Source organism: Corynebacterium sp. P3-F1 (genome assembly GCF_030503635.1).
GTDB lineage: Bacteria > Actinomycetota > Actinomycetes > Mycobacteriales > Mycobacteriaceae > Corynebacterium.
Map to the genome: position 1 here is coordinate 822,597 of NZ_CP129965.1, position 17,241 is coordinate 839,837.

A 17,241-nucleotide genomic window follows, 5' to 3' on the forward strand; every position below is an offset into this window, starting at 1 on the left:
GGTTTGCATGAAGACGAATTTGCTGCGATCCGATGCTCAACACCGCGCCGAGTTGATCAGCGGGGTGCATTACAGCATCGCGCTGGACATCACCGGCACGGACACCTTCACCGCCCGCACGAGGGTCACGTTTGAATCAAAAGAGGGAGAGACATTCTTCGACCTCGTCGCGGACAGCTTCGAGGCAACGCTCGACGGCACGCTTATCGACGGCCGCTCCCTCCCTCTTTCCCCCGGCCCCCACGAGCTGGTGGTCACCTCCACCCACTCCTATTCCCGCACCGGTGAGGGCCTGCACAAATTCACCGACCCGGCTGACGGCAAAGATTATTTGTACACCCAGTTCGAGCCGGCGATGGCGATGCGCACGTTCGCGTGCTTCGACCAGCCCGACCTCAAGGCGACGTATGAGATCTCAGTGACCGCACCGGAGCGACATGTCGTCGTTCTCAACGAGGCTGTGCAGCGCACCGACAACGGCGATGGCACTGCCACCACCAGCACGACGATCGATTATCCGCTGTCGACGTACCTCATTTGCGTGTGCGCCGGCGAATTCGAGCGCGTCACCGACACATACACCTGCACCGACAACGGTGAAGAGCGGACAATCGAGCTGGGCCTGTACGCCCGCGCGAGCCTCATTCCGCACATGGACTCGGAGCGGCTGTTCGCGCAGACGAAGAACGGCTTCGACTTCTACCACGAGAAATTCGGTCGCGCTTACCCATTCGGCGACAAATACGACCAGATCTTCTGCCCGGAGTACAACATGGGCGCGATGGAGCACGTCGGCGCGGTGACGTACCGCGACGAGTACGTCTTCACCTCCGAGCCGACTCCCTACCGCCTCGAGCGCCGCAACGACACCATTCTCCACGAGATGGCCCACATGTGGTTCGGCGACTTGGTCACCATGAAGTGGTGGGACGATCTGTGGCTCAACGAGTCATTCGCCACCTGGTCCGCGGCGGCAGCCCAGGTGGGCATCGGCGAGTACCCGGAGGCGTGGACCACGTTCGCCTCGGTGGAGAAGGCGTGGGCGTATAACCAGGACCAGCTCCCGTCGACGCACCCGATCGCGGCGGACGCACCCGACATCGAGACCGCCGAGCAGAATTTCGACGGCATCACTTACGCCAAGGGCGCCAGCGTGCTCAAGCAGCTCCAGGCGTACGTCGGCTACGAGGAATTCTTCGCCGGGGTGCGCACGCACTTCGACAACCACGCCTATTCCAACGCCGAGTTCGCGGACTTGCTCGGCGCGCTCGAGGAGGCCTCCGGCCGCGACTTGTCCGACTGGGCGCAACAGTGGTTGCGCACCACGGGCGTGTCCCGCCTCCGTCCGGAGATCACCCCGGACAGCTTCGCCGTCGTGCAGGAGTCCGAGGTCATGCGTACGCACCGCGTTCGTGTCGGGCTGTATTCGCTTATCGACGGCTCCGTCACCCGCATCAAGCAAGTCGAGCTCGATGTCGCCGGTGAGCGCACCGAGGTTCCCGAGCTGGCGGGAGTGGACCACGACCTCGCGCTGGTCAACGACGACGACCTCACCTACTGCCTGATGGGTTTGACGGAGGAGCACCAGCGGTTCGCGCTGGAGCACCTCGGCGAGATCGAGGATTCCTTGGCGCGCACACTCGTGTGGTCGTCGCTGTGGGAATCGGTGCGCGACGGCTTCGTGCCCGCCCGCCAGTTCGTGCAACTGGTCGCGCGCTTCGCCGGGCAGGAGACCCACCCGAGTGTGCAGGAACGCTTGCTCGCCCAGGCCACGCAGGCAGTCAAGCAATACGTCGCGGATGACTGGCGCGCCGAGGGCATGGCCTTGCTCAACACCGCGTTCCGCGGCGCCGAGCCAGCTGTCGTCTTCGACCGTGCCCTTGCCCGCCTCACCCCGGAAAAGGAGACGGTGGACCACTTCAGGGACCTGCTTGAGCGCACTGCCGATCCGGCTGATCCCGCACGCAACCAGGAGACTCGCTGGTTGGCGCTGACCAACCTCATTGCGGCGGGAGAGTTGCCGCTTTCGGCTGCCGAGGAGGAGAAGGACTCCTCCTCGGAGGGGGCGGTGTCGCGGTTGAGGGCGCGGGCGAGCGTCGATAAGCGATGGGCGTGGGAGAAGCTGGTCAGCGAGGATCTGACCAACCTTGAATCCCGCTACCTGATGGACGGGCTGACCTTCACGCGCGAGGGCCTCGAGGGCTTGACCGACGAGTATTTCCGTGTCGCGCCGCAGCTGTGGGACCGTTTGACCAACGAGATGGCGCAGCGCACGCTCGAGGGCATGTACCCGCTGTGGGATGTGTCGGAGGAAGCGATCGCCAAGGCCGACGAGTTCCTCGGCAAGGACATGCCGGCGGGGCTGCGCCGCATCATTACTGAGGGCCAGGACCGCGTCGCGCGGGCGCTGCGGAACCGGGTGGTGGACGCAGCCGCGATTTAGGGCGGGGAACCGCGGACCTCACCGTGGAACCGTGGACCTGACCGTGGATCTAGATGACACCGCGAAAACCTGAGCTGGGGTTTCGCACCCGGAAATGGGGCTAAATGTCATCCAGATCCACGGCGGCAAATTAGAGCTTCGCCAGCGCCTGCTCGAGGTCCGCAATGAGGTCCTCGGTGTCCTCGATGCCGACGGAGATGCGGACGAGCTCCGGCGGGACCTCGAGCGCGGAGCCGGCGACGGACACGTGGGTCATGGTGGCCGGGTGCTCGAGGAGGCTCTCCACGCCGCCGAGGGATTCCGCCAGGCAGAACAGCTTGGTGGAACGGCAGAACGTCATGGCCTGCTCGGCGGTATTGAAGGCCACGGAGACCATGCCGCCGAAGCGGCGCATCTGGCGCACAGCCAGGTCGTGGCCCGGGTGGTCCGCAAGACCCGGGTAGTAAACGCGGGAGACCTTGTCGGACTCGTTCAGGTGGTTGGCCACGGCCTCGGCGTTGTCGCAGTGCTTCTCCATGCGCACACCGAGAGTCTTCAGGCCGCGGGCGGTGAGGTAGGTGTCAAACGGCGAGGGGATCGCGCCGACCCAGCCGAAGAAGAAGCGGAGCTGCTCCTCGAGGTTGTTCAGGGCATCGAAGCTGCCCGCGGTGATCGCGGAGACACCCTCGTGTCCTTCTTCTGTGTTCCGGCCGACCACGACACCGCCGACGACATCGGAGTGGCCGCCGATGTACTTGGTGGTGGAGTGCAGCACCACATCCGCGCCGAGCTCCAGCGGCTGCTGCAGATACGGGGAGGCGAAGGTGTTGTCCACGACGAGGGTGGCGTCGCCCTTGATGCCGGCGAGCGCCTGGATGTCCGCGATGGACAGCAGCGGGTTCGTCGGGGATTCGACCCACACGACCTTGGTGTTGTCCTGGATCGCGGCGGCCACCTCGTCGACGTTGGTGATGTCCACCGGGGTGTTCTCGATCCCCCACAGGGTGAAGATCTGCTGGATCAGGCGGTAGGTTCCGCCATAGGCGTCGTTGCCGATGACGATGTGGTCGCCGGGCTTGAGCAGGATGCGCAGCACCGAGTCCACGGCTGCCATGCCGGAGGAGAACGCGACGCCGAAGTCGGCCTTCTCCAGCGCAGCGACGGTCTTCTCCAGCGCCGTGATGGTCGGGTTGCCCACGCGGGTGTACTCGTACCCGTTGCGGGTCACCGCCAAGTCATCCTGCGCGAAGGTGGTCGACGCGTAGATCGGCGTGTTGATCGACCCGTAAAGGGAATCCGGCTCGTATCCGGCGTGAATAGAATCTGTGTTGAATCCGGCAGACATCACAATCCTTTCTTCTCAACTACGCAGAATAGACCAAGCGGTCCATTACGCAGACGGCGGGCGCTAGTTTACATTCACAGCGGCCGGGAAGAGCCCGGGGAGCACCAGAGTAGAATGAGGGCCGATGACTATGAACGCGGGCGACGACGCACAGAACTCTGAAAACACAGCCCAGACCATGTACGAGGCGCTTGGGGAGGACTTCTTCCGCCGGCTCGTCGCGGGCTTTTACGAGCAGGTACGCGAGGATGACCTGATTGGCCCCATGTACCCCGAAGACGACTTCGAGGGCGCGGAGGACCGCCTCCGGTGGTTCCTGGTGCAGTACTGGGGCGGCCCGCAGACCTTCAGCGAGAAGCGCGGGGCACCGATGCTGCGCCGGCGGCACTTCCCCTTCCCCATCGGCATGAAAGAAGCGGAACGCTGGCTCGACCTGATGAGCAACTCGCTCGACCAATTCACCGGCGAAGAGCTACTGCCCGCCCAGCGCGACGCATTGTGGAACCACATGCAGCGGGTCGCCTACATGATGATCAACCAGCCGGAAGACCACCCGGGGATGCGGCCCCAAGGCGGGAGCTTGATGTAGCAGCCGCGCAGGGGACACAGCCAGGCGGGGCTGGAACCCACCATCAAAAAACCGAGCAGATAGTTAGCTTTATAGCCTTTCACCTATCGATGCCTCGGAGCACCTGCGACGGCTCTTCGGTTAGCAGCTGGCGCTCACGCCCGATCAGCCGAAGAGGTTGATGCCCCCGGAGGTGTAGTAAACACTGCCGAAAGGCGCGTCGAGTCGGATCCAGCGGCCGGCGGTGGACACTCGCAGGTGACGCGGGATCTCCACCGGCGCGCCGGGCCCAGGGATGAGCCCTAGCGACGTGCAGGTGAAGATCATGCGCATCGGCACATTCACAGCGGGCCCCGAGGTCTCCTCGGCGTCGGCGGTGAGCACGATCTGCTCGAGCAGGGAACGCGGCGGCCCCATCGGCCCCGAGAATTGCCGGGCTAACCGCCGGCCCTGATCCGCCAGATCCCGCACCACGTTGACGGGCACGATGTCGCGCTCAGTGAAGCCGGTCTTCGGCGACAAAGCGCCGAGCCAATTCGCGTCGCGGGCGGGCCCGATCTCGAGTGGGCGCGCGATTTCTGCATTAGCGTCCCCGGCCGCGAGAGCGTCGCGGAGGTCCTGCAGCGACACCACGGCCCCGTCACGGGATGCCTGCCCCGCCACCCGGCGCGATGCGACGCAGTTGAACGGAGTGGTGACAAAGACATCGACGGCGGGGGTATCGGGGTTGGCATCGAACGTCGAAAAGCGTGCTGAACCCGTGCTGTCCAGGGCGAGCGCGCGTTCAACGAGCGCTTTCAACCCGGCTGCCCCGGCGTCGATACGGAGGGATTCGGTAGCCACTACTCCGCGGACTCGCCGGCGCCAGCGTTGAGAATGCCGCGTTCCGCCTGCGTGATCTCACGCGGGGCGGCGGTGGACAGATCCACTGCGACCAGCACGGTGTTGACCACGCCGCACACCCGGCCCTGGCGGTCCTTCAGGTCCTGGCGGGTCTTGAAGGAGGTGTTGCCGATCTCGGTCACCGTGGTCTCCACCTCTACCGCGGTGGTGTCCGCCATGACGGGGCGCATGTAGTCGATCTCCACGTGGCGCACGAAGACCCCGAATTCCTGCTCCTGGTCGCTGAAGTTCTCGCGCAGGAAGGCGATGCGCGCCTCCTGCGAGATGTCGAGGAACTTGCAGTTGTTCAGGTGATCGTAACGGTCGAAATCGTTCCAACGCAGAGTGATGTGCTGGATGTTGTTCGGTGCGTTGTCAGCCATGAGTCCAAGGTCCTTTCTGTGCGGATGAGTGGACTAGCGCGTCAGCTTGCGGTGTGTGACGCGGGACGGCTTCGCGGCTTCCTCGCCGAGTCGCTCCACCTTGTTGGCTTCGTAGTCCCCGAAGTTGCCTTCGAACCAGAACCACTTGCCCTCCTCAATATTGCCCTCCCAGGCGAGGATGTGGGTGCAAGTTCGGTCGAGGAACCAGCGGTCGTGCGAAATGACCACCGCGCAGCCCGGGAATTTCTGCAGCGCATTCTCCAGGGAGCCGAGGGTCTCCACATCAAGGTCGTTGGTCGGCTCGTCGAGCAGAATCAGGTTTCCGCCCTGCTTGAGCGTCAGCGCTAGGTTCAGGCGGTTGCGCTCACCACCGGAGAGAACCTTCGACGGCTTCTGCTGGTCCGGCCCCTTGAAACCGAAGGCCGACAGGTACGCACGCGACGGCATCTCGTTCTGGCCGACGTGAATGTAATCCAGGCCGTCGGAAACGACCTCCCACACAGTCTGCTCCGGGTCGATGTTCTCGCGGTTCTGGTCCACGTACGAAATCTGGACGGTATCACCGACCTCGACCGAGCCGGAATCCGGCTCCTCGAAACCGACGATGGTCTTGAACAGGGTGGACTTACCCACACCGTTCGGGCCAATGACACCGACGATGCCGTTGCGCGGCAGCGTGAACGACAGGTCCTTGATCAAGGTGCGGCCGTCGAAGCCCTTGTTCAGGTCCTTGACCTCCACGACCTTGTTGCCCAGACGCGGCGGGGTCGGGATCTGGATTTCCTCGAAGTCGAGCTTGCGGTACTGCTCCGCCTCGGCAGCCATCTCCTCGTAGCGTTCCAGACGCGCCTTGTTCTTCGCCTGACGCGCCTTCGGCGAGGAGCGGACCCACTCCAGCTCGCCCTTCAGGCGCTTCTGCAGCTTCTGGTCCTTCTTTCCGGCGATCTCGAGTCGCTCGGCCTTCTTCTCCAGGTAGGTGGAGTAGTTGCCCTCGTACGGGTAGAGCTTTCCGCGGTCGACCTCGCAGATCCACTCCGCAACGTGGTCGAGGAAGTAGCGGTCGTGGGTCACGGCCAGGACAGCACCCGGGTAGTCCTGGAGGTGCTTCTCCAGCCAGAGGACACTCTCGGCATCGAGGTGGTTGGTCGGCTCGTCGAGAAGCAGCAGGTCCGGCTGAGAAAGCAGCAGCTTGGCCAGCGCGACGCGGCGGCGCTCACCTCCCGAAAGGTTGGTCACCGGGGAATTCGACGGCGGGCAGCGCAGAGCTTCCATCGCCTGCTCAATCTTGGAGTCCACTTCCCACGCATCAGCCGCGTCGAGCTCCTCCTGCAGCTTGCCCATTTCCTCCATGAGCTCGTCGGAGTAGTTCATGGCCATCTCGGTGGCGATCTCCTCGAAGCGCTGCTTCTTTTCGAAGATGTCTCCCAGGCCCTCTTCGACGTTCTCGCGGACCGTCTTCTCCTCGTTCAGCGGCGGCTCCTGGAGCAGGATGCCCACGGTTGCACCCGGATCGAGGAAGGCCTCGCCGTTATTCGGCTGGTCGATGCCCGCCATGATCTTCAGCAGCGAGGACTTACCCGCGCCGTTCGGACCCACGACACCGATCTTGGCGCCGGGATAAAAAGCCATCGTGACATTGTCCAAAATGACTTTGTCACCGACGGCCCTGCGAACATTCTTCATCGTGTAGATGAACTCGGCCACTTCAGTCCCCTTTACATACGTGTAGGCAGAACGTAAATCACCACAAAGGGTACATCACGCTCCCCGCCCGGGAACCGGCAGTGACCGTCAGCGGTCGCTGTCGCGCACCCGCCGAAGCGGGCGCGCGGGCGTGCCGCAGACTAGCTGACGGAAACTGGGGCCCGGTTCTCTTCCACAACCTCGTGCTCGCGGTCGGCGAAGCTCATCTCTTCCGCCGTTCCGGTGCGCTCGATCACCCCGTCAGATGCCGCGCCATCCGCACCGTTGGTGTTCCCGTTCGTGGGTACGGTGTCGTTCTCCTCGGCGATGTCTTCGCGAGTGGTTTCGGCGACCTCGTCCATTCCCTTCAGCGTCCGCTTCTGCACACTGGTGGAACGCGAAGACACCTGGAAGCGCGTGAGCTCCAGCGCGATCTGGTTCGCCTTGATGATGTGCTTATACCTAGTGTTGCCCTCCGCGTCGGTCCATTTGTCGGACACGAGCCGGCCGACCACCACCACGGGCATCCCCTTCTCCAGAGAAACGCGTGTATTCACCGCGAGCTGGCCCCAGCATTCGACATCAATGTAGAGCAGGTCGGTGTCGGCCCACTGAGCGTTGCCGTTTTCGTCCTCGGAATCAGTGCGGACACGACGGCTAGTGGCCACGCGCATCCGGGTCAACGTGGTGCCGGTGTCGAAGGTCTTGCACACTGGGTCGTCGGTGAGGTTGCCAGACAGGGTAATGGGAAGTTGAGACATGATCGTTCGTACCTTTCGTTGTCAGTGAGTGACTTGCGCGTCACCTGGACCGATATGGCGGTGACGCTTCAAGCCTTTCCCACTTTTTGCAAGAACGCGATCATGCCCCCGAAAACCTGTGGATAGTTTTCAGTTATCCACAGGCGGCCTGTTTCGGCCTGTGTGCTCTAACTGCCGTCTGAGCCGCGATTCACTCGTTCCGAGTATTGCGACAGCATCTCGTTGTAGGCCCGCCACTGGGCGTCGTCGGATTCCTCCTCGCTCCGGTCAATATCCCTCGCATCAGCGCGATCGTCCCGCAACCACCCGAGAAGAAGGATGACAAAGACGAGCGCCATCGGGAATCCTCCGGCCGCCCAGCCGATGCCGCCGCCGACCTTCTGGTCGCGCAACAGATCGGGGTTCCATGGAAGTTCGAGCTTCGTGTAAAAGGTTTCCGCCAAAACGAAATTGAGCTGCATCAGGTACACGCCCATGAACAAGTGGATGGGCATGGAGAAGACGAACCACGCGAAACGGACCACCGTCGAACGCCGGTTGGGCACATAATCCGGACCAATGAGATCCCAGAAGTAGAAGTAGCCCGACAGGAGGAAGACCGCATTCATGATCAAGTGCCCGGCGTGCTCCGACACAGCGAACTCGTAGAAGGGCGGGAAGACGTAGAGCACGTAAAAAACCACGAGGAACTGCAGCGTGGACACCGGAGGGTAAGTGATCACACGCAGGAAGGTGGATTCCTCAAATGCCTCGACCCAGGCCCGGGGGTTGAACTCCCCTTCCGGGTAGGCCTCTTTGATCAATGTGAAAGGCGCACCCAGCACCAAGAAGACGGGCACGACCATGGAGAGAATCATGTGCACGACCATGTGGACCGAGAAGCTCGCTGGCATGTACATGCCGATGCCCGAGGACATAGTCACCGCAGTGGTCGCGCACCCCGCGAGCCACCAAGCTGTACGGGATGTCTTCCACCCGTCGACGCGCTGTGCCAGATGCAGATAAAAAACAGCGAGCAAGATCGCGATGATGCTGAAAAAGACCTCGAAGCGCCACATGCCGAAGACATTGGTCACCGATGGAGCCACCTCGAGGTTGTACCCCATCTGGATCTGCATCGCGCTTAGATCCGGTTGCAGAGGAGTCGGCGGCGGCGTGCGGCCCATCGACACGGCCACGCCCGTCACAGCCGCCATCACGAGCGTTTCGACGACCGCGATCCGCCCGAACAACTCCGGCCTCTTCCCCAGCTGAGGAATAGTCAACTGACGGTGCGCGAAACCCAGCAGCCCCAGCACAGCCAAGCCGATCACCTTCAGCAGAACCGTCCACCCGTAGGCGGTGGAGGTCAGATCGGAGAACTGCACCCGGATCAGCGCGTTGACCACGCCGGAGATCATCATGGCGAAAAACGCGAACAACGCCACTGCTGAATAGCGGCGCACCGCTGCAGGCATATTCGGTCCGAGCCGTCGGCCGTGCGCGACCAGAGCGAGCAGGCCACCCACCCAGACCATCATGAACACGAGGTGCCACAGATAGGAATTGGTGCCGTAGTCGTGGTTACCACCCGACGCGGAGTGGCCCGACAACCCCAAGGGCATGACAGTCAAAATCGCCCCGATGAACAGCGGGACCTGCGAACCCCACGAGCTGCACGCGAAACCGAAGACCGCGACCACCAACGCGATGAGTGCGACGATCAACCAGATCTTTGCGTCCGCCACCCGATCCACGGCCGTCGCCCACATCTGCGGCGAGAACATCACATCCCCCAGTGGTGTGCCCGACACATCCGATAAAACCAACGGGATCATCACCAGCGCTATCAAAGCCACTCCCGCGCTCGCCCACGCCGCGGTGCGGGCGGCAATGTGGCCGTCGACGGTGAGTGAAGCGTCGGCAAGCTTCTCGCTGTCCGGCGGAATCATGAACGCCGAGAACATGAACGACCCCGTAGCCAGCGCGGCGAGCAACCAGGCGATCCCCCGCAACGCCGGCAACCCTGCTGTGGTGAGCGGACCCGGATCCGGGATGCCCAACGACGCAAGCGAACCGCCCACGAATGAGAACGATAACGCCCCAGCCACCACGGCCCCGACCGCCAGCACCGCAAGATACACAGGCCAGGCCGATTGCACTGCTTGCTTTCTCGACATGGCACTCACCCTACTTTCGATGGACTGCAATATGGAAAGCCACCGCTCGTGCGTTACGATGATTCCCGCCCGGTACGTGCGCAACGGGCAAGCCTCCATAGCTCAGTGGATTAGAGCATCCGGTTTCTACCCGGCTGGTCGCGGGTTCGAGTCCTGCTGGGGGCGCCACAGTTTTTCGACTGCCTGCATTCACGCTGCGCACTAAAGTGCGCACTCTACGTGCGGAAACAGGGCGACATTGTCAGCGAGCGAACTTAACATGTGGGCATGGGCATCACCGCGACTCTCAATGACCTCGAATTCCTCATGGCCACCGTCCACCCACCGGCTTTCCTTGCGCTCGGCGACGGGTTGCCTCTGAAAGTCATTCAAAGAATTGTGAACGCGTACACACCCGTTTTAGAGAAGGCCGGCGTGGACTTCCCCACCGAGCTGGTTGAGCTCTATCACTGGCACAACGGCTCAAACCAGGAAGAAATCATCGGTGTTGTTGAATTGCTCAGCCTCGAGGAAGCCTTGGAGACATGGCACGCGCTCACAAACGCCATCGGCGCTGAGTTCACCGTCGAGGACTGGTACTACCCCAGCTGGATTCCCTTCGCTAAATCCTGGTCCAATTGCTTCCTCTGCTTCGACTCGGAGGGCGTCGCCGGCGGCGATCGAGGTCAGATCGTGGTCTTCGAACGGGAGCACTCCGACCGGACCGTCCAAGCTTTCTCGCTGCAGGATTGGCTCGAGGCGGTCGTCGACGACTACAAGATTGCCGAGAATATTCGCATGGACGGTGTCGCTGCCGGCGACGAGGGCGACGACGGACTCTACGATTACGACCCGGACGAAGCCCCCGAGGGGCCCAACTGCCACGTCCGCGACTTTACGGCGGGTGAGTGACCCCGCCGGCAACTCACCTCATCCAGGCTATTTCCAGTTCACCACCACCGAAGAATAGCTACGCTGGACCATGTACAGCGTGAACAACGTCATTCAAGGAGGACACCATGTCCAACGAAGGCCCCATCCGCGAGGACAGCATCGAGGACCTGACCGATCCGGAAGCAGATGCCGATCTGCAGGAACGTGCAGACAAGACCGGCGAGAAAGACACGGAAACGGACGCAGAGGAGCAGAACTAATGTCTGAGCCACACAGCAACGCAGGCGGCGAGAAGGACAAGCTTCTCGAGGCAGCGACACGCCGCATCGGCAACGAACCCGATACTGACCCGATCTCCGATCTGGACCGGCTGGAGTCGCGCGATCTGGACAACTTGGACAACGAGGAGAACGTCGAGGACGACAGCAGCTACGCCAACGACAACCCGGACGGCCCGAGCGAACTGGTTTAAACGCAAAGTTCAGCTCTACCTGGTCCGACCACGCCATCCTGGAAACAGGGTGGCGTTTTTCGTGCGCAAACACTTTACTCCCTATCGAATAGCGCGCAAGGCATGTTCGCCATAGCACTCGCCATCACATTCATCGCTCTACTCGCCACCTTTTTCTTGGTCAGCACCGTTTTCAGCGATATGCCGAAAGACAAGGTCTTCACCGAGCGCAATGCACGACGTCTCACCGGCGGGAGCATAGCCTCGAGCCGCGGGTGGAGTAGCCTTTCTAACCGTGTTCCGCACCATGTTGAAGTCCAAGATCCACCGCGCCACGGTCGCCCAGGCAGATCTCCACTACGTGGGGTCCTGCACGATAGACGCCGAACTCATGAAGGCAGCCGATCTGCTCGAGGGCGAGCAGATCGACATCGTCGACATTGACAACGGCCACCGTTTGACCACCTACGCCATCGCGGGCGAGGCAGGCACCGGCGTGATCGGGATCAACGGCGCCGCCGCTCACCTGATCAGCCCGGGCGACTTGGTGATCATCATCGGCTACGCCCAGTACACCGAGGAGGAGCTGGGCGGCTACAGCCCGCGCATCGTCCTCGTCAACGAGCAGAACGCAATCCTAGAAAACGGCGAGGACCCGGCCCACGCTCCAACAGGTTCAGGGCTGAAAGATCCCCGGCATCCCGACGAAGTCTAAGGTCGCCGAAATTCTTTCGATGGCGGCTTTTCCGTTCCACACCTTGACACCTTATCGAATAACGATATTATCGAATTACGACAACATCGGGATTCGATAAGAAAGGTTTGAGCCGTGAACGCACAAGACGTTGACCGCACATCCCCCGCACCTGATCCCACTCCAAAGAATCGCAATAAGCGTGCCCAGATCACGTGGTGGGACGGCCTGGCCGTCGCCATGGCCTTCGCATGGATTCTCCCGGAGATCGGTGCACTCGCCTCGAAAGGCACCATCTCAACACGCCTCTCCCCCGCCATCGAGGGCGGCCTGCATTTCGCCGACCTCAGCTCCGGCCCCCAGTACCTGTTCATAGCCGCTCTCGCCCTAAAATTCATCGCGTTGCTCACCACAGTCTTCCTGGTGGTCCACTCCTTTGGAGACATGGCTAAAGGCGAGGTCTTCACAGAAAAGAATTCGCGCCGCCTCGTCGGCGGCATGGCCGGCATTTTCGTTTTCCTCTTCGCCCGCCTGGGGCTCGAAGGCATGGCCAATAACTGGGCATCAGCGGAGCTGGGCATCGACTGGTGGCACGACGCGGGGACCAGCACCCCACTCTCCGACATGGCACCAGCACTTGTTCTCGCCTGCGTCTTGGGCGCGCTGGCCACGATCCTGCGCCGCGGTGCACAGCTCGAAGAGGACGTGGAAGGCCTTGTCTAGCCCGAGTAACGAGCCACAGGTGATCTGCCACCTCGACGAGCTCATGGCCGCACGCGGCATCACCGGCGCGGCGCTCGCGGAGAAAGTGGGCATCACCCCCGTCAACCTCTCCGTCTTGAAAAATAACCGCGCGAAAGCCGTCCGGTTCACCACCCTCGCCGCGATCTGCGAAGCGCTGGATTGCCAACCGGGCGATGTCTTCTCGGTCCGGCGCCCCAGAGCCGACGCATAGGCCCCTGTAGGCTCGCAGGCATGAGTTTCCCCTCCCCGACACGGAATTCTTACGCCCTGATCACCGGCGCGAGCCAAGGCATCGGCGAAGCCATGGCGCGTGATTTCGCTGCCGAAGGCCACAACCTCATCATTGTCGCCCGGCGCGAGGACGTCCTGTCCAAACTCGCGGCTGAGCTCGAGCAGAAGCACGGCATCGACGTCATCGTGGCGGCGCATGATCTGTCGGTCACGGAAGACGTCGATAAGCTGCTTTCGCTTATCGACGAAAAGTGCGTCTCCATCTGCGTGAACTCTGCTGGAATCGCCTCCTTCGGGCCCTTCTTGGACCAGGACTGGACGTATGAGACGAACCAGTTCAACCTGAACGCAACGGCCGTCTTCCGCATCACCAAGGCGGTGCTCGACCACATGGTCCCGCGCGGCGAGGGTGCACTGTGCAATGTCGGGTCCGCCGCCGGTAACGTCCCGATCCCGAACAACGCCACCTACGTGCTCACCAAAGCCGGCGTCAACGCGTTCACCGAAGCCCTCCACTACGAACTGAAAAAGACCGGCGTGCACTGCACCTTGCTCGCACCCGGCCCGGTGCGCGATGCCGTCATCCCGGAAGAAGAGCAGTCCATCGTGGACAAGGTCGTCCCCGACTTCCTCTGGACCACCTACGAGTCCTGCTCGCGCGAGACCATCGACGCCATGAAGAAGAACCGCCGCCGCATCACGCCCGGCCCCCTGTCCAAGGCCATGGACTTCGTCTCTTCCTACGCGCCCCGTGGTGCGCTGGCTCCTGTGATGGGCTGGTTCTACGCCAAGATGGGCTAGCGTGGGGCCCATGAGTGAAGCACTGGCCGCGAAAGACGACCGCATCGTGTGGGTCGATTTGGAGATGACTGGCCTCGATCCCGACCGCCACGTGATCGTGGAGGTCGCCGCCCTGGTCACCGACGCTGACCTGAACATTCTCGATGACGGCATTGACCTGGTCGTCCACGCGAGCGACGAAGAACTGGCGGAGATGGATGACTTCGTCACAGAGATGCACGGCTCCTCCGGCCTGACCGAGCAGGTCAAATCCTCCACCGTCAGCATCGAGGAAGCGGAGGAAGCCGTTTTAGGCCTCCTGGAAAAGCACTGCGGGGAGCACCGTCCGCCGTTGGCCGGTAATTCCATCGCCACCGACCGGACATTCATTCGGGCGCAGATGCCGCGACTAGACGCGGCTCTCCACTACCGCATGATCGACGTCTCCACCGTCAAGGAACTCACACGCCGCTGGTTCCCTAAGGCCTATTACAACCAGCCTGAGAAGGGCATGGCGCACCGCGCGTTGGCGGACATCGTCGAATCCATTCGCGAGCTCGACTACTACCGACGCGCCGTGTTCGTCCCCGCTCCGGGTCCGTCTTCCTCCGAAGCACATGAAAGCACGACAGCCGCAACCGACGCGTACCAGCAGTTTTTGTAAATGCGCGAGTGTGAACTAATGTAGAAGACCGCTGCTTCAGCAGCGATGGTGGCTGTAGTTCAGCTGGTAGAGCACCAGGTTGTGATCCTGGGTGTCGCGGGTTCGAGCCCCGTCAGCCACCCCAAATTCATCAGTCGCGACATTGTTGACAGATGAGTCGCGACAAAGTGGACAAACCGGCGCCTTGGTATTTTCATTTTCCCAGGGCGCCGGTTTCGAAGATTGAACGAAAGAGTGTATCTGGCTCGGCGTGTTGTTCAACGCGTTATAACACGTGCCGATCACAGCCTCAGCGCTTCGCTTGCGCAGCCCGCAGGCCGTTCAAGATCACGATGACTTCGGCGACCTCGTGAACCAACACGACGGCGGCCAAGCCCAGCACGCCGCTGATCGCCAGCGGCATCAACACGATGATGATGGCCAGAGACAGCACGATGTTCTGGTTGATGATCCTGCTGCCTCGGCGGGCGTGCTGCAGCGCCTGCGGGATCAGCCGGAGGTCGTGGCCGGTGAAGGCGACGTCAGCGGACTCGATCGCGGCGTCAGAGCCGGTCGCTCCCATCGCGATGCCCACCGTTGCGCCCGCCAGTGCCGGAGCGTCGTTGATGCCGTCGCCGATCATCGCCGTCGGCGTCTTGGAGGAGAGTTCGGCGACGATGCTTGCCTTGTCCTCTGGGCGCAGCTCGGCGCGCACGTCGTCGATCCCGGCGATTTCAGCCAGCGCCCGGGCGGTGCGAGTGTTGTCGCCGGTGAGCATGCTCACTTTCACGTCGTTGGCGTGCAGGGTCTGCACGGCTTCGGGCACCTCGGGCCGCAACTCGTCGCGGACCCCGATCGCCCCGGCGAGAGCGTCATCGACGGTGACCAGGACGCAGGTCTGGCCCTCGGACTCCATACGCCCAACGTCTGCCTGCAGTCGCCCGGCGTCGATCCACCGGGGGCTGCCCACCAGCACCCGTCGGCCTTCGACGGTGCCGCTGATGCCGTGCCCGGCTTCCTCGCTGATGTCCAAGGCGGCGGGCGCTTCGGGCCCCGCTGCCGCGATCGCCGCGGCGAGGGGGTGCGTCGATTGCTGCTCAACTGCCGCCGCGAAGGCAAGCACCTGCGCCCGATCGAATCCGTCTGCCGGGACCACGCCGGTAACCTCGGGCTGGTTGAGGGTGAGGGTTCCGGTTTTGTCCACCGCCAGGTGACGGATGCCGCCGAGCCGCTCGAACGCCGCGCCGGACTTGATGACCACGCCAAACTGGCTGGCCGCGCCGATCGCGGCCACGACCGTCAGCGGCACGGAGATCGCCAGCGCGCACGGCGACGCTGCGACCAGGACCACCAGCGCACGGGTGATCCACATCTCGGGGTCGCCCAGCAGCGAGCCGATCACGCCGACCAGCACCGCAAGGATCATCACTCCGGGCACTAGGGGCTGGGCAATCCGGTCGGCAATCCGGGCGCGGTCGCCCTTTTCCGCCTGCGCCTGCTCGACCAGGTCCACAAGTGTGGTCAGTGAGTTGTCCGTTCCAGCTGCGGTCGTCTCGACCTCCAGCACACCGGCGGAGTTGATCGCTCCCGCGGGCACCTCGTTGCCGGGCGCGACCTCCTCCGGAATGGATTCTCCGGTGACCGCTGAGGTGTCAATGCTGGAACGTCCGGAACGAATGATGCCGTCCGTGGCGATCCGCTCCCCGGGGCACACGAGCATCATCTCGCCAGCCACGAGGTCCTTCGCTGCGACCTCGACCGCCGTGCCGTCGCGCAGCACCGTCGCGGTCTGCGGCACCAACTTCAACAGTGCCCGCAGCCCGCCTTGGGCCCGGTCCATTGCCTTGTCCTCCAGTGCCTCAGCGATCGAGTACAGGAACGCTAGCGCCGCGGCCTCTCCGACGAAGCCGAGGATCACCGCGCCGACCGCGCTGATCGTCATCAGCAAACCAATGCCGAGCTTTCGCTTCGCGACAAGGTTCCGGATCGCTCCAGGCGCGAACGTGTATGCGCCCAACAGCAGGCCTACCCAAAACAGTACCGTCGCGGGCGTCTCCAAGTCGGACCAGTCCAGCACCAGGCCTATGCAAAGGGCTACACCGGAGAAGATCGGCAGTAGCAACTCGGGGTCCTTCCACCAAGGCCGATCGCGCTCTTCGATCTCCGTGGTGGGTTCGTGTTCGCATCCACACGCCGAGCTCATGCCTCCGCTCCTTTCCCGCCGCAGCCGGGCACCGAGCACTCAGGGTCGATGCACGGGGCGTTTTCGTCGACAGCCAACGTCGCGTTCACCAGCGCGTCGAGCGCTGCCGCGAGGTGCGGATCGGCGATTTCGTAGCGAGTCTTCCGGCCCTCCGGCTCGGCGACGACGATGCCACAGTCACGCAAGCAGGTCAGGTGGTTCGAGACGTTCGAGCGGGTCAGGTCCAGGTCGCGCGAAAGCACGGCCGGGTAGCTCGGGCCGTCAAGTAGGGTCATCAGGATTCTGGAGCGCGTCGGATCCGCCATGGCCCGGCCGAGCCGGTTCATGACGTCGAGGCGTGAAGCAATAGTCAGCATGCGCTAAACTATACAGCAGACGCTGAATTATTCAAGATAGACTGAACTTACATGAACGCGCAG

The 17,241-nt window shown here is 62.8% G+C and carries 18 protein-coding genes and 2 tRNA genes; 12 read left to right on the top strand and 8 right to left on the bottom strand.

Going from position 1 to position 17,241, the window contains the following annotated elements; genetic code table 11:
• Positions 1-7 precede the first annotated feature (7 nt).
• Positions 8-2,443, top strand: coding sequence for an aminopeptidase N (gene pepN / locus QYQ98_RS03860; RefSeq protein ID WP_302007443.1), 2,436 nt, complete (start codon positions 8-10; stop codon positions 2,441-2,443).
• Between the two features lie 130 nt (positions 2,444-2,573).
• On the opposite strand, the gene QYQ98_RS03865 is transcribed toward pepN, so the two are convergent.
• The gene (locus tag QYQ98_RS03865; RefSeq protein ID WP_302007444.1) at positions 2,574-3,767 is read right to left on the bottom strand and encodes a cystathionine gamma-synthase; all 1,194 of its coding nucleotides are present in this window, start codon (positions 3,765-3,767) and stop codon (positions 2,574-2,576) included.
• Between the two features lie 124 nt (positions 3,768-3,891).
• Between QYQ98_RS03865 and QYQ98_RS03870 the strand changes: the two genes are divergently transcribed.
• Positions 3,892-4,356 carry a globin gene (locus QYQ98_RS03870; RefSeq protein WP_302007445.1) on the top strand — a complete coding sequence of 155 codons (465 nt, stop codon included), beginning with the start codon at positions 3,892-3,894 and terminating at the stop codon, positions 4,354-4,356.
• Between the two features lie 144 nt (positions 4,357-4,500).
• Here the strand turns inward: QYQ98_RS03870 and QYQ98_RS03875 are convergent, their stop codons facing one another.
• From QYQ98_RS03875 to QYQ98_RS03895, 5 genes are all read right to left on the bottom strand, one after another.
• Entirely contained in the window at positions 4,501-5,178 is a 678-nt protein-coding gene (locus QYQ98_RS03875) for a hypothetical protein (RefSeq protein WP_302007446.1), read from the bottom strand.
• On the bottom strand, positions 5,178-5,600 hold the full coding sequence (locus QYQ98_RS03880; protein ID WP_302007447.1) for a thioesterase family protein: 423 nt from the start codon (positions 5,598-5,600) through the stop codon (positions 5,178-5,180). Before QYQ98_RS03880 ends, QYQ98_RS03875 begins: the two co-directional genes overlap by 1 nt.
• A gap of 33 nt (positions 5,601-5,633) precedes the next feature.
• Positions 5,634-7,304: an energy-dependent translational throttle protein EttA gene (gene ettA / locus QYQ98_RS03885; RefSeq protein WP_302007448.1), complete on the bottom strand. Its 1,671-nt coding sequence runs from the start codon at positions 7,302-7,304 to the stop codon at positions 5,634-5,636.
• A 140-nt stretch (positions 7,305-7,444) separates the two neighbouring features.
• The gene (locus QYQ98_RS03890; RefSeq protein ID WP_302007449.1) at positions 7,445-8,044 is read right to left on the bottom strand and encodes a single-stranded DNA-binding protein; all 600 of its coding nucleotides are present in this window, start codon (positions 8,042-8,044) and stop codon (positions 7,445-7,447) included.
• A gap of 167 nt (positions 8,045-8,211) precedes the next feature.
• Positions 8,212-10,203, bottom strand: coding sequence for a bifunctional copper resistance protein CopD/cytochrome c oxidase assembly protein (locus tag QYQ98_RS03895; protein ID WP_302007450.1), 1,992 nt, complete (start codon positions 10,201-10,203; stop codon positions 8,212-8,214).
• Between the two features lie 91 nt (positions 10,204-10,294).
• On the opposite strand from QYQ98_RS03895, the gene QYQ98_RS03900 reads away from it, so the two are divergent.
• The 10 genes from QYQ98_RS03900 (at position 10,295) to QYQ98_RS03945 (ending at position 14,764) form a co-directional block, all read left to right on the top strand.
• A tRNA-Arg gene (locus QYQ98_RS03900) sits at positions 10,295-10,371 on the top strand.
• A gap of 99 nt (positions 10,372-10,470) precedes the next feature.
• On the top strand, positions 10,471-11,094 hold the full coding sequence (locus tag QYQ98_RS03905) for an SMI1/KNR4 family protein (protein WP_302007451.1): 624 nt from the start codon (positions 10,471-10,473) through the stop codon (positions 11,092-11,094).
• A gap of 107 nt (positions 11,095-11,201) precedes the next feature.
• Positions 11,202-11,336: a hypothetical protein gene (locus QYQ98_RS03910; protein WP_302007452.1), complete on the top strand. Its 135-nt coding sequence runs from the start codon at positions 11,202-11,204 to the stop codon at positions 11,334-11,336.
• Positions 11,336-11,548 (top strand): hypothetical protein, encoded by a 213-nt coding sequence (locus QYQ98_RS03915; RefSeq protein ID WP_302007453.1) that lies wholly within the window; start codon positions 11,336-11,338, stop codon positions 11,546-11,548. The genes QYQ98_RS03910 and QYQ98_RS03915 overlap by 1 nt, the downstream gene beginning before the upstream one ends.
• A gap of 274 nt (positions 11,549-11,822) precedes the next feature.
• Positions 11,823-12,242, top strand: a complete 420-nt coding sequence (gene panD / locus QYQ98_RS03920) for an aspartate 1-decarboxylase (protein ID WP_302007454.1) — start codon at positions 11,823-11,825, stop codon at positions 12,240-12,242.
• A 114-nt stretch (positions 12,243-12,356) separates the two neighbouring features.
• Complete coding sequence (locus tag QYQ98_RS03925; protein WP_302007455.1) at positions 12,357-12,944, top strand: hypothetical protein; 588 nt, start codon at positions 12,357-12,359, stop codon at positions 12,942-12,944.
• Entirely contained in the window at positions 12,937-13,176 is a 240-nt protein-coding gene (locus QYQ98_RS03930; protein WP_302007456.1) for a helix-turn-helix transcriptional regulator, read from the top strand. The genes QYQ98_RS03925 and QYQ98_RS03930 overlap by 8 nt, the downstream gene beginning before the upstream one ends.
• A 20-nt stretch (positions 13,177-13,196) precedes the next feature.
• The gene (gene cmrA / locus QYQ98_RS03935; RefSeq protein ID WP_302007457.1) at positions 13,197-13,997 is read left to right on the top strand and encodes a mycolate reductase; all 801 of its coding nucleotides are present in this window, start codon (positions 13,197-13,199) and stop codon (positions 13,995-13,997) included.
• A gap of 10 nt (positions 13,998-14,007) precedes the next feature.
• Positions 14,008-14,640, top strand: a complete 633-nt coding sequence (gene orn, locus QYQ98_RS03940; protein ID WP_302007458.1) for an oligoribonuclease — start codon at positions 14,008-14,010, stop codon at positions 14,638-14,640.
• Positions 14,641-14,688: 48 nt separating this feature from the next.
• Positions 14,689-14,764: transfer RNA gene (locus QYQ98_RS03945), tRNA-His, on the top strand.
• A 165-nt stretch (positions 14,765-14,929) separates the two neighbouring features.
• On the opposite strand, the gene QYQ98_RS03950 is transcribed toward QYQ98_RS03945, so the two are convergent.
• Both QYQ98_RS03950 and QYQ98_RS03955 read right to left on the bottom strand, forming a co-directional pair.
• Entirely contained in the window at positions 14,930-16,822 is a 1,893-nt protein-coding gene (locus QYQ98_RS03950) for a cation-translocating P-type ATPase (RefSeq protein ID WP_302007459.1), read from the bottom strand.
• The gene (locus QYQ98_RS03955; protein ID WP_087118184.1) at positions 16,819-17,178 is read right to left on the bottom strand and encodes a helix-turn-helix transcriptional regulator; all 360 of its coding nucleotides are present in this window, start codon (positions 17,176-17,178) and stop codon (positions 16,819-16,821) included. Before QYQ98_RS03955 ends, QYQ98_RS03950 begins: the two co-directional genes overlap by 4 nt.
• Positions 17,179-17,241 lie beyond the last annotated feature (63 nt).

Bases quoted from the DNA above. Each gene is read 5' to 3' on its own strand.
- QYQ98_RS03915 (WP_302007453.1), top strand. From the start codon at position 11,336: ATGTCTGAGCCACACAGCAACGCAGGCGGCGAGAAGGACAAGCTTCTC.
- QYQ98_RS03880 (WP_302007447.1), bottom strand. From the start codon at position 5,600: ATGGCTGACAACGCACCGAACAACATCCAGCACATCACTCTGCGTTGG.
- QYQ98_RS03865 (WP_302007444.1), bottom strand. From the start codon at position 3,767: ATGTCTGCCGGATTCAACACAGATTCTATTCACGCCGGATACGAGCCG.
- QYQ98_RS03910 (WP_302007452.1), top strand. From the start codon at position 11,202: ATGTCCAACGAAGGCCCCATCCGCGAGGACAGCATCGAGGACCTGACC.
- pepN (WP_302007443.1), top strand. From the start codon at position 8: ATGAAGACGAATTTGCTGCGATCCGATGCTCAACACCGCGCCGAGTTG.
- cmrA (WP_302007457.1), top strand. From the start codon at position 13,197: ATGAGTTTCCCCTCCCCGACACGGAATTCTTACGCCCTGATCACCGGC.
- QYQ98_RS03955 (WP_087118184.1), bottom strand. From the start codon at position 17,178: ATGCTGACTATTGCTTCACGCCTCGACGTCATGAACCGGCTCGGCCGG.
- QYQ98_RS03895 (WP_302007450.1), bottom strand. From the start codon at position 10,203: ATGTCGAGAAAGCAAGCAGTGCAATCGGCCTGGCCTGTGTATCTTGCG.
- orn (WP_302007458.1), top strand. From the start codon at position 14,008: ATGAGTGAAGCACTGGCCGCGAAAGACGACCGCATCGTGTGGGTCGAT.
- QYQ98_RS03890 (WP_302007449.1), bottom strand. From the start codon at position 8,044: ATGTCTCAACTTCCCATTACCCTGTCTGGCAACCTCACCGACGACCCA.
- QYQ98_RS03950 (WP_302007459.1), bottom strand. From the start codon at position 16,822: ATGAGCTCGGCGTGTGGATGCGAACACGAACCCACCACGGAGATCGAA.
- QYQ98_RS03870 (WP_302007445.1), top strand. From the start codon at position 3,892: ATGACTATGAACGCGGGCGACGACGCACAGAACTCTGAAAACACAGCC.
- QYQ98_RS03905 (WP_302007451.1), top strand. From the start codon at position 10,471: ATGGGCATCACCGCGACTCTCAATGACCTCGAATTCCTCATGGCCACC.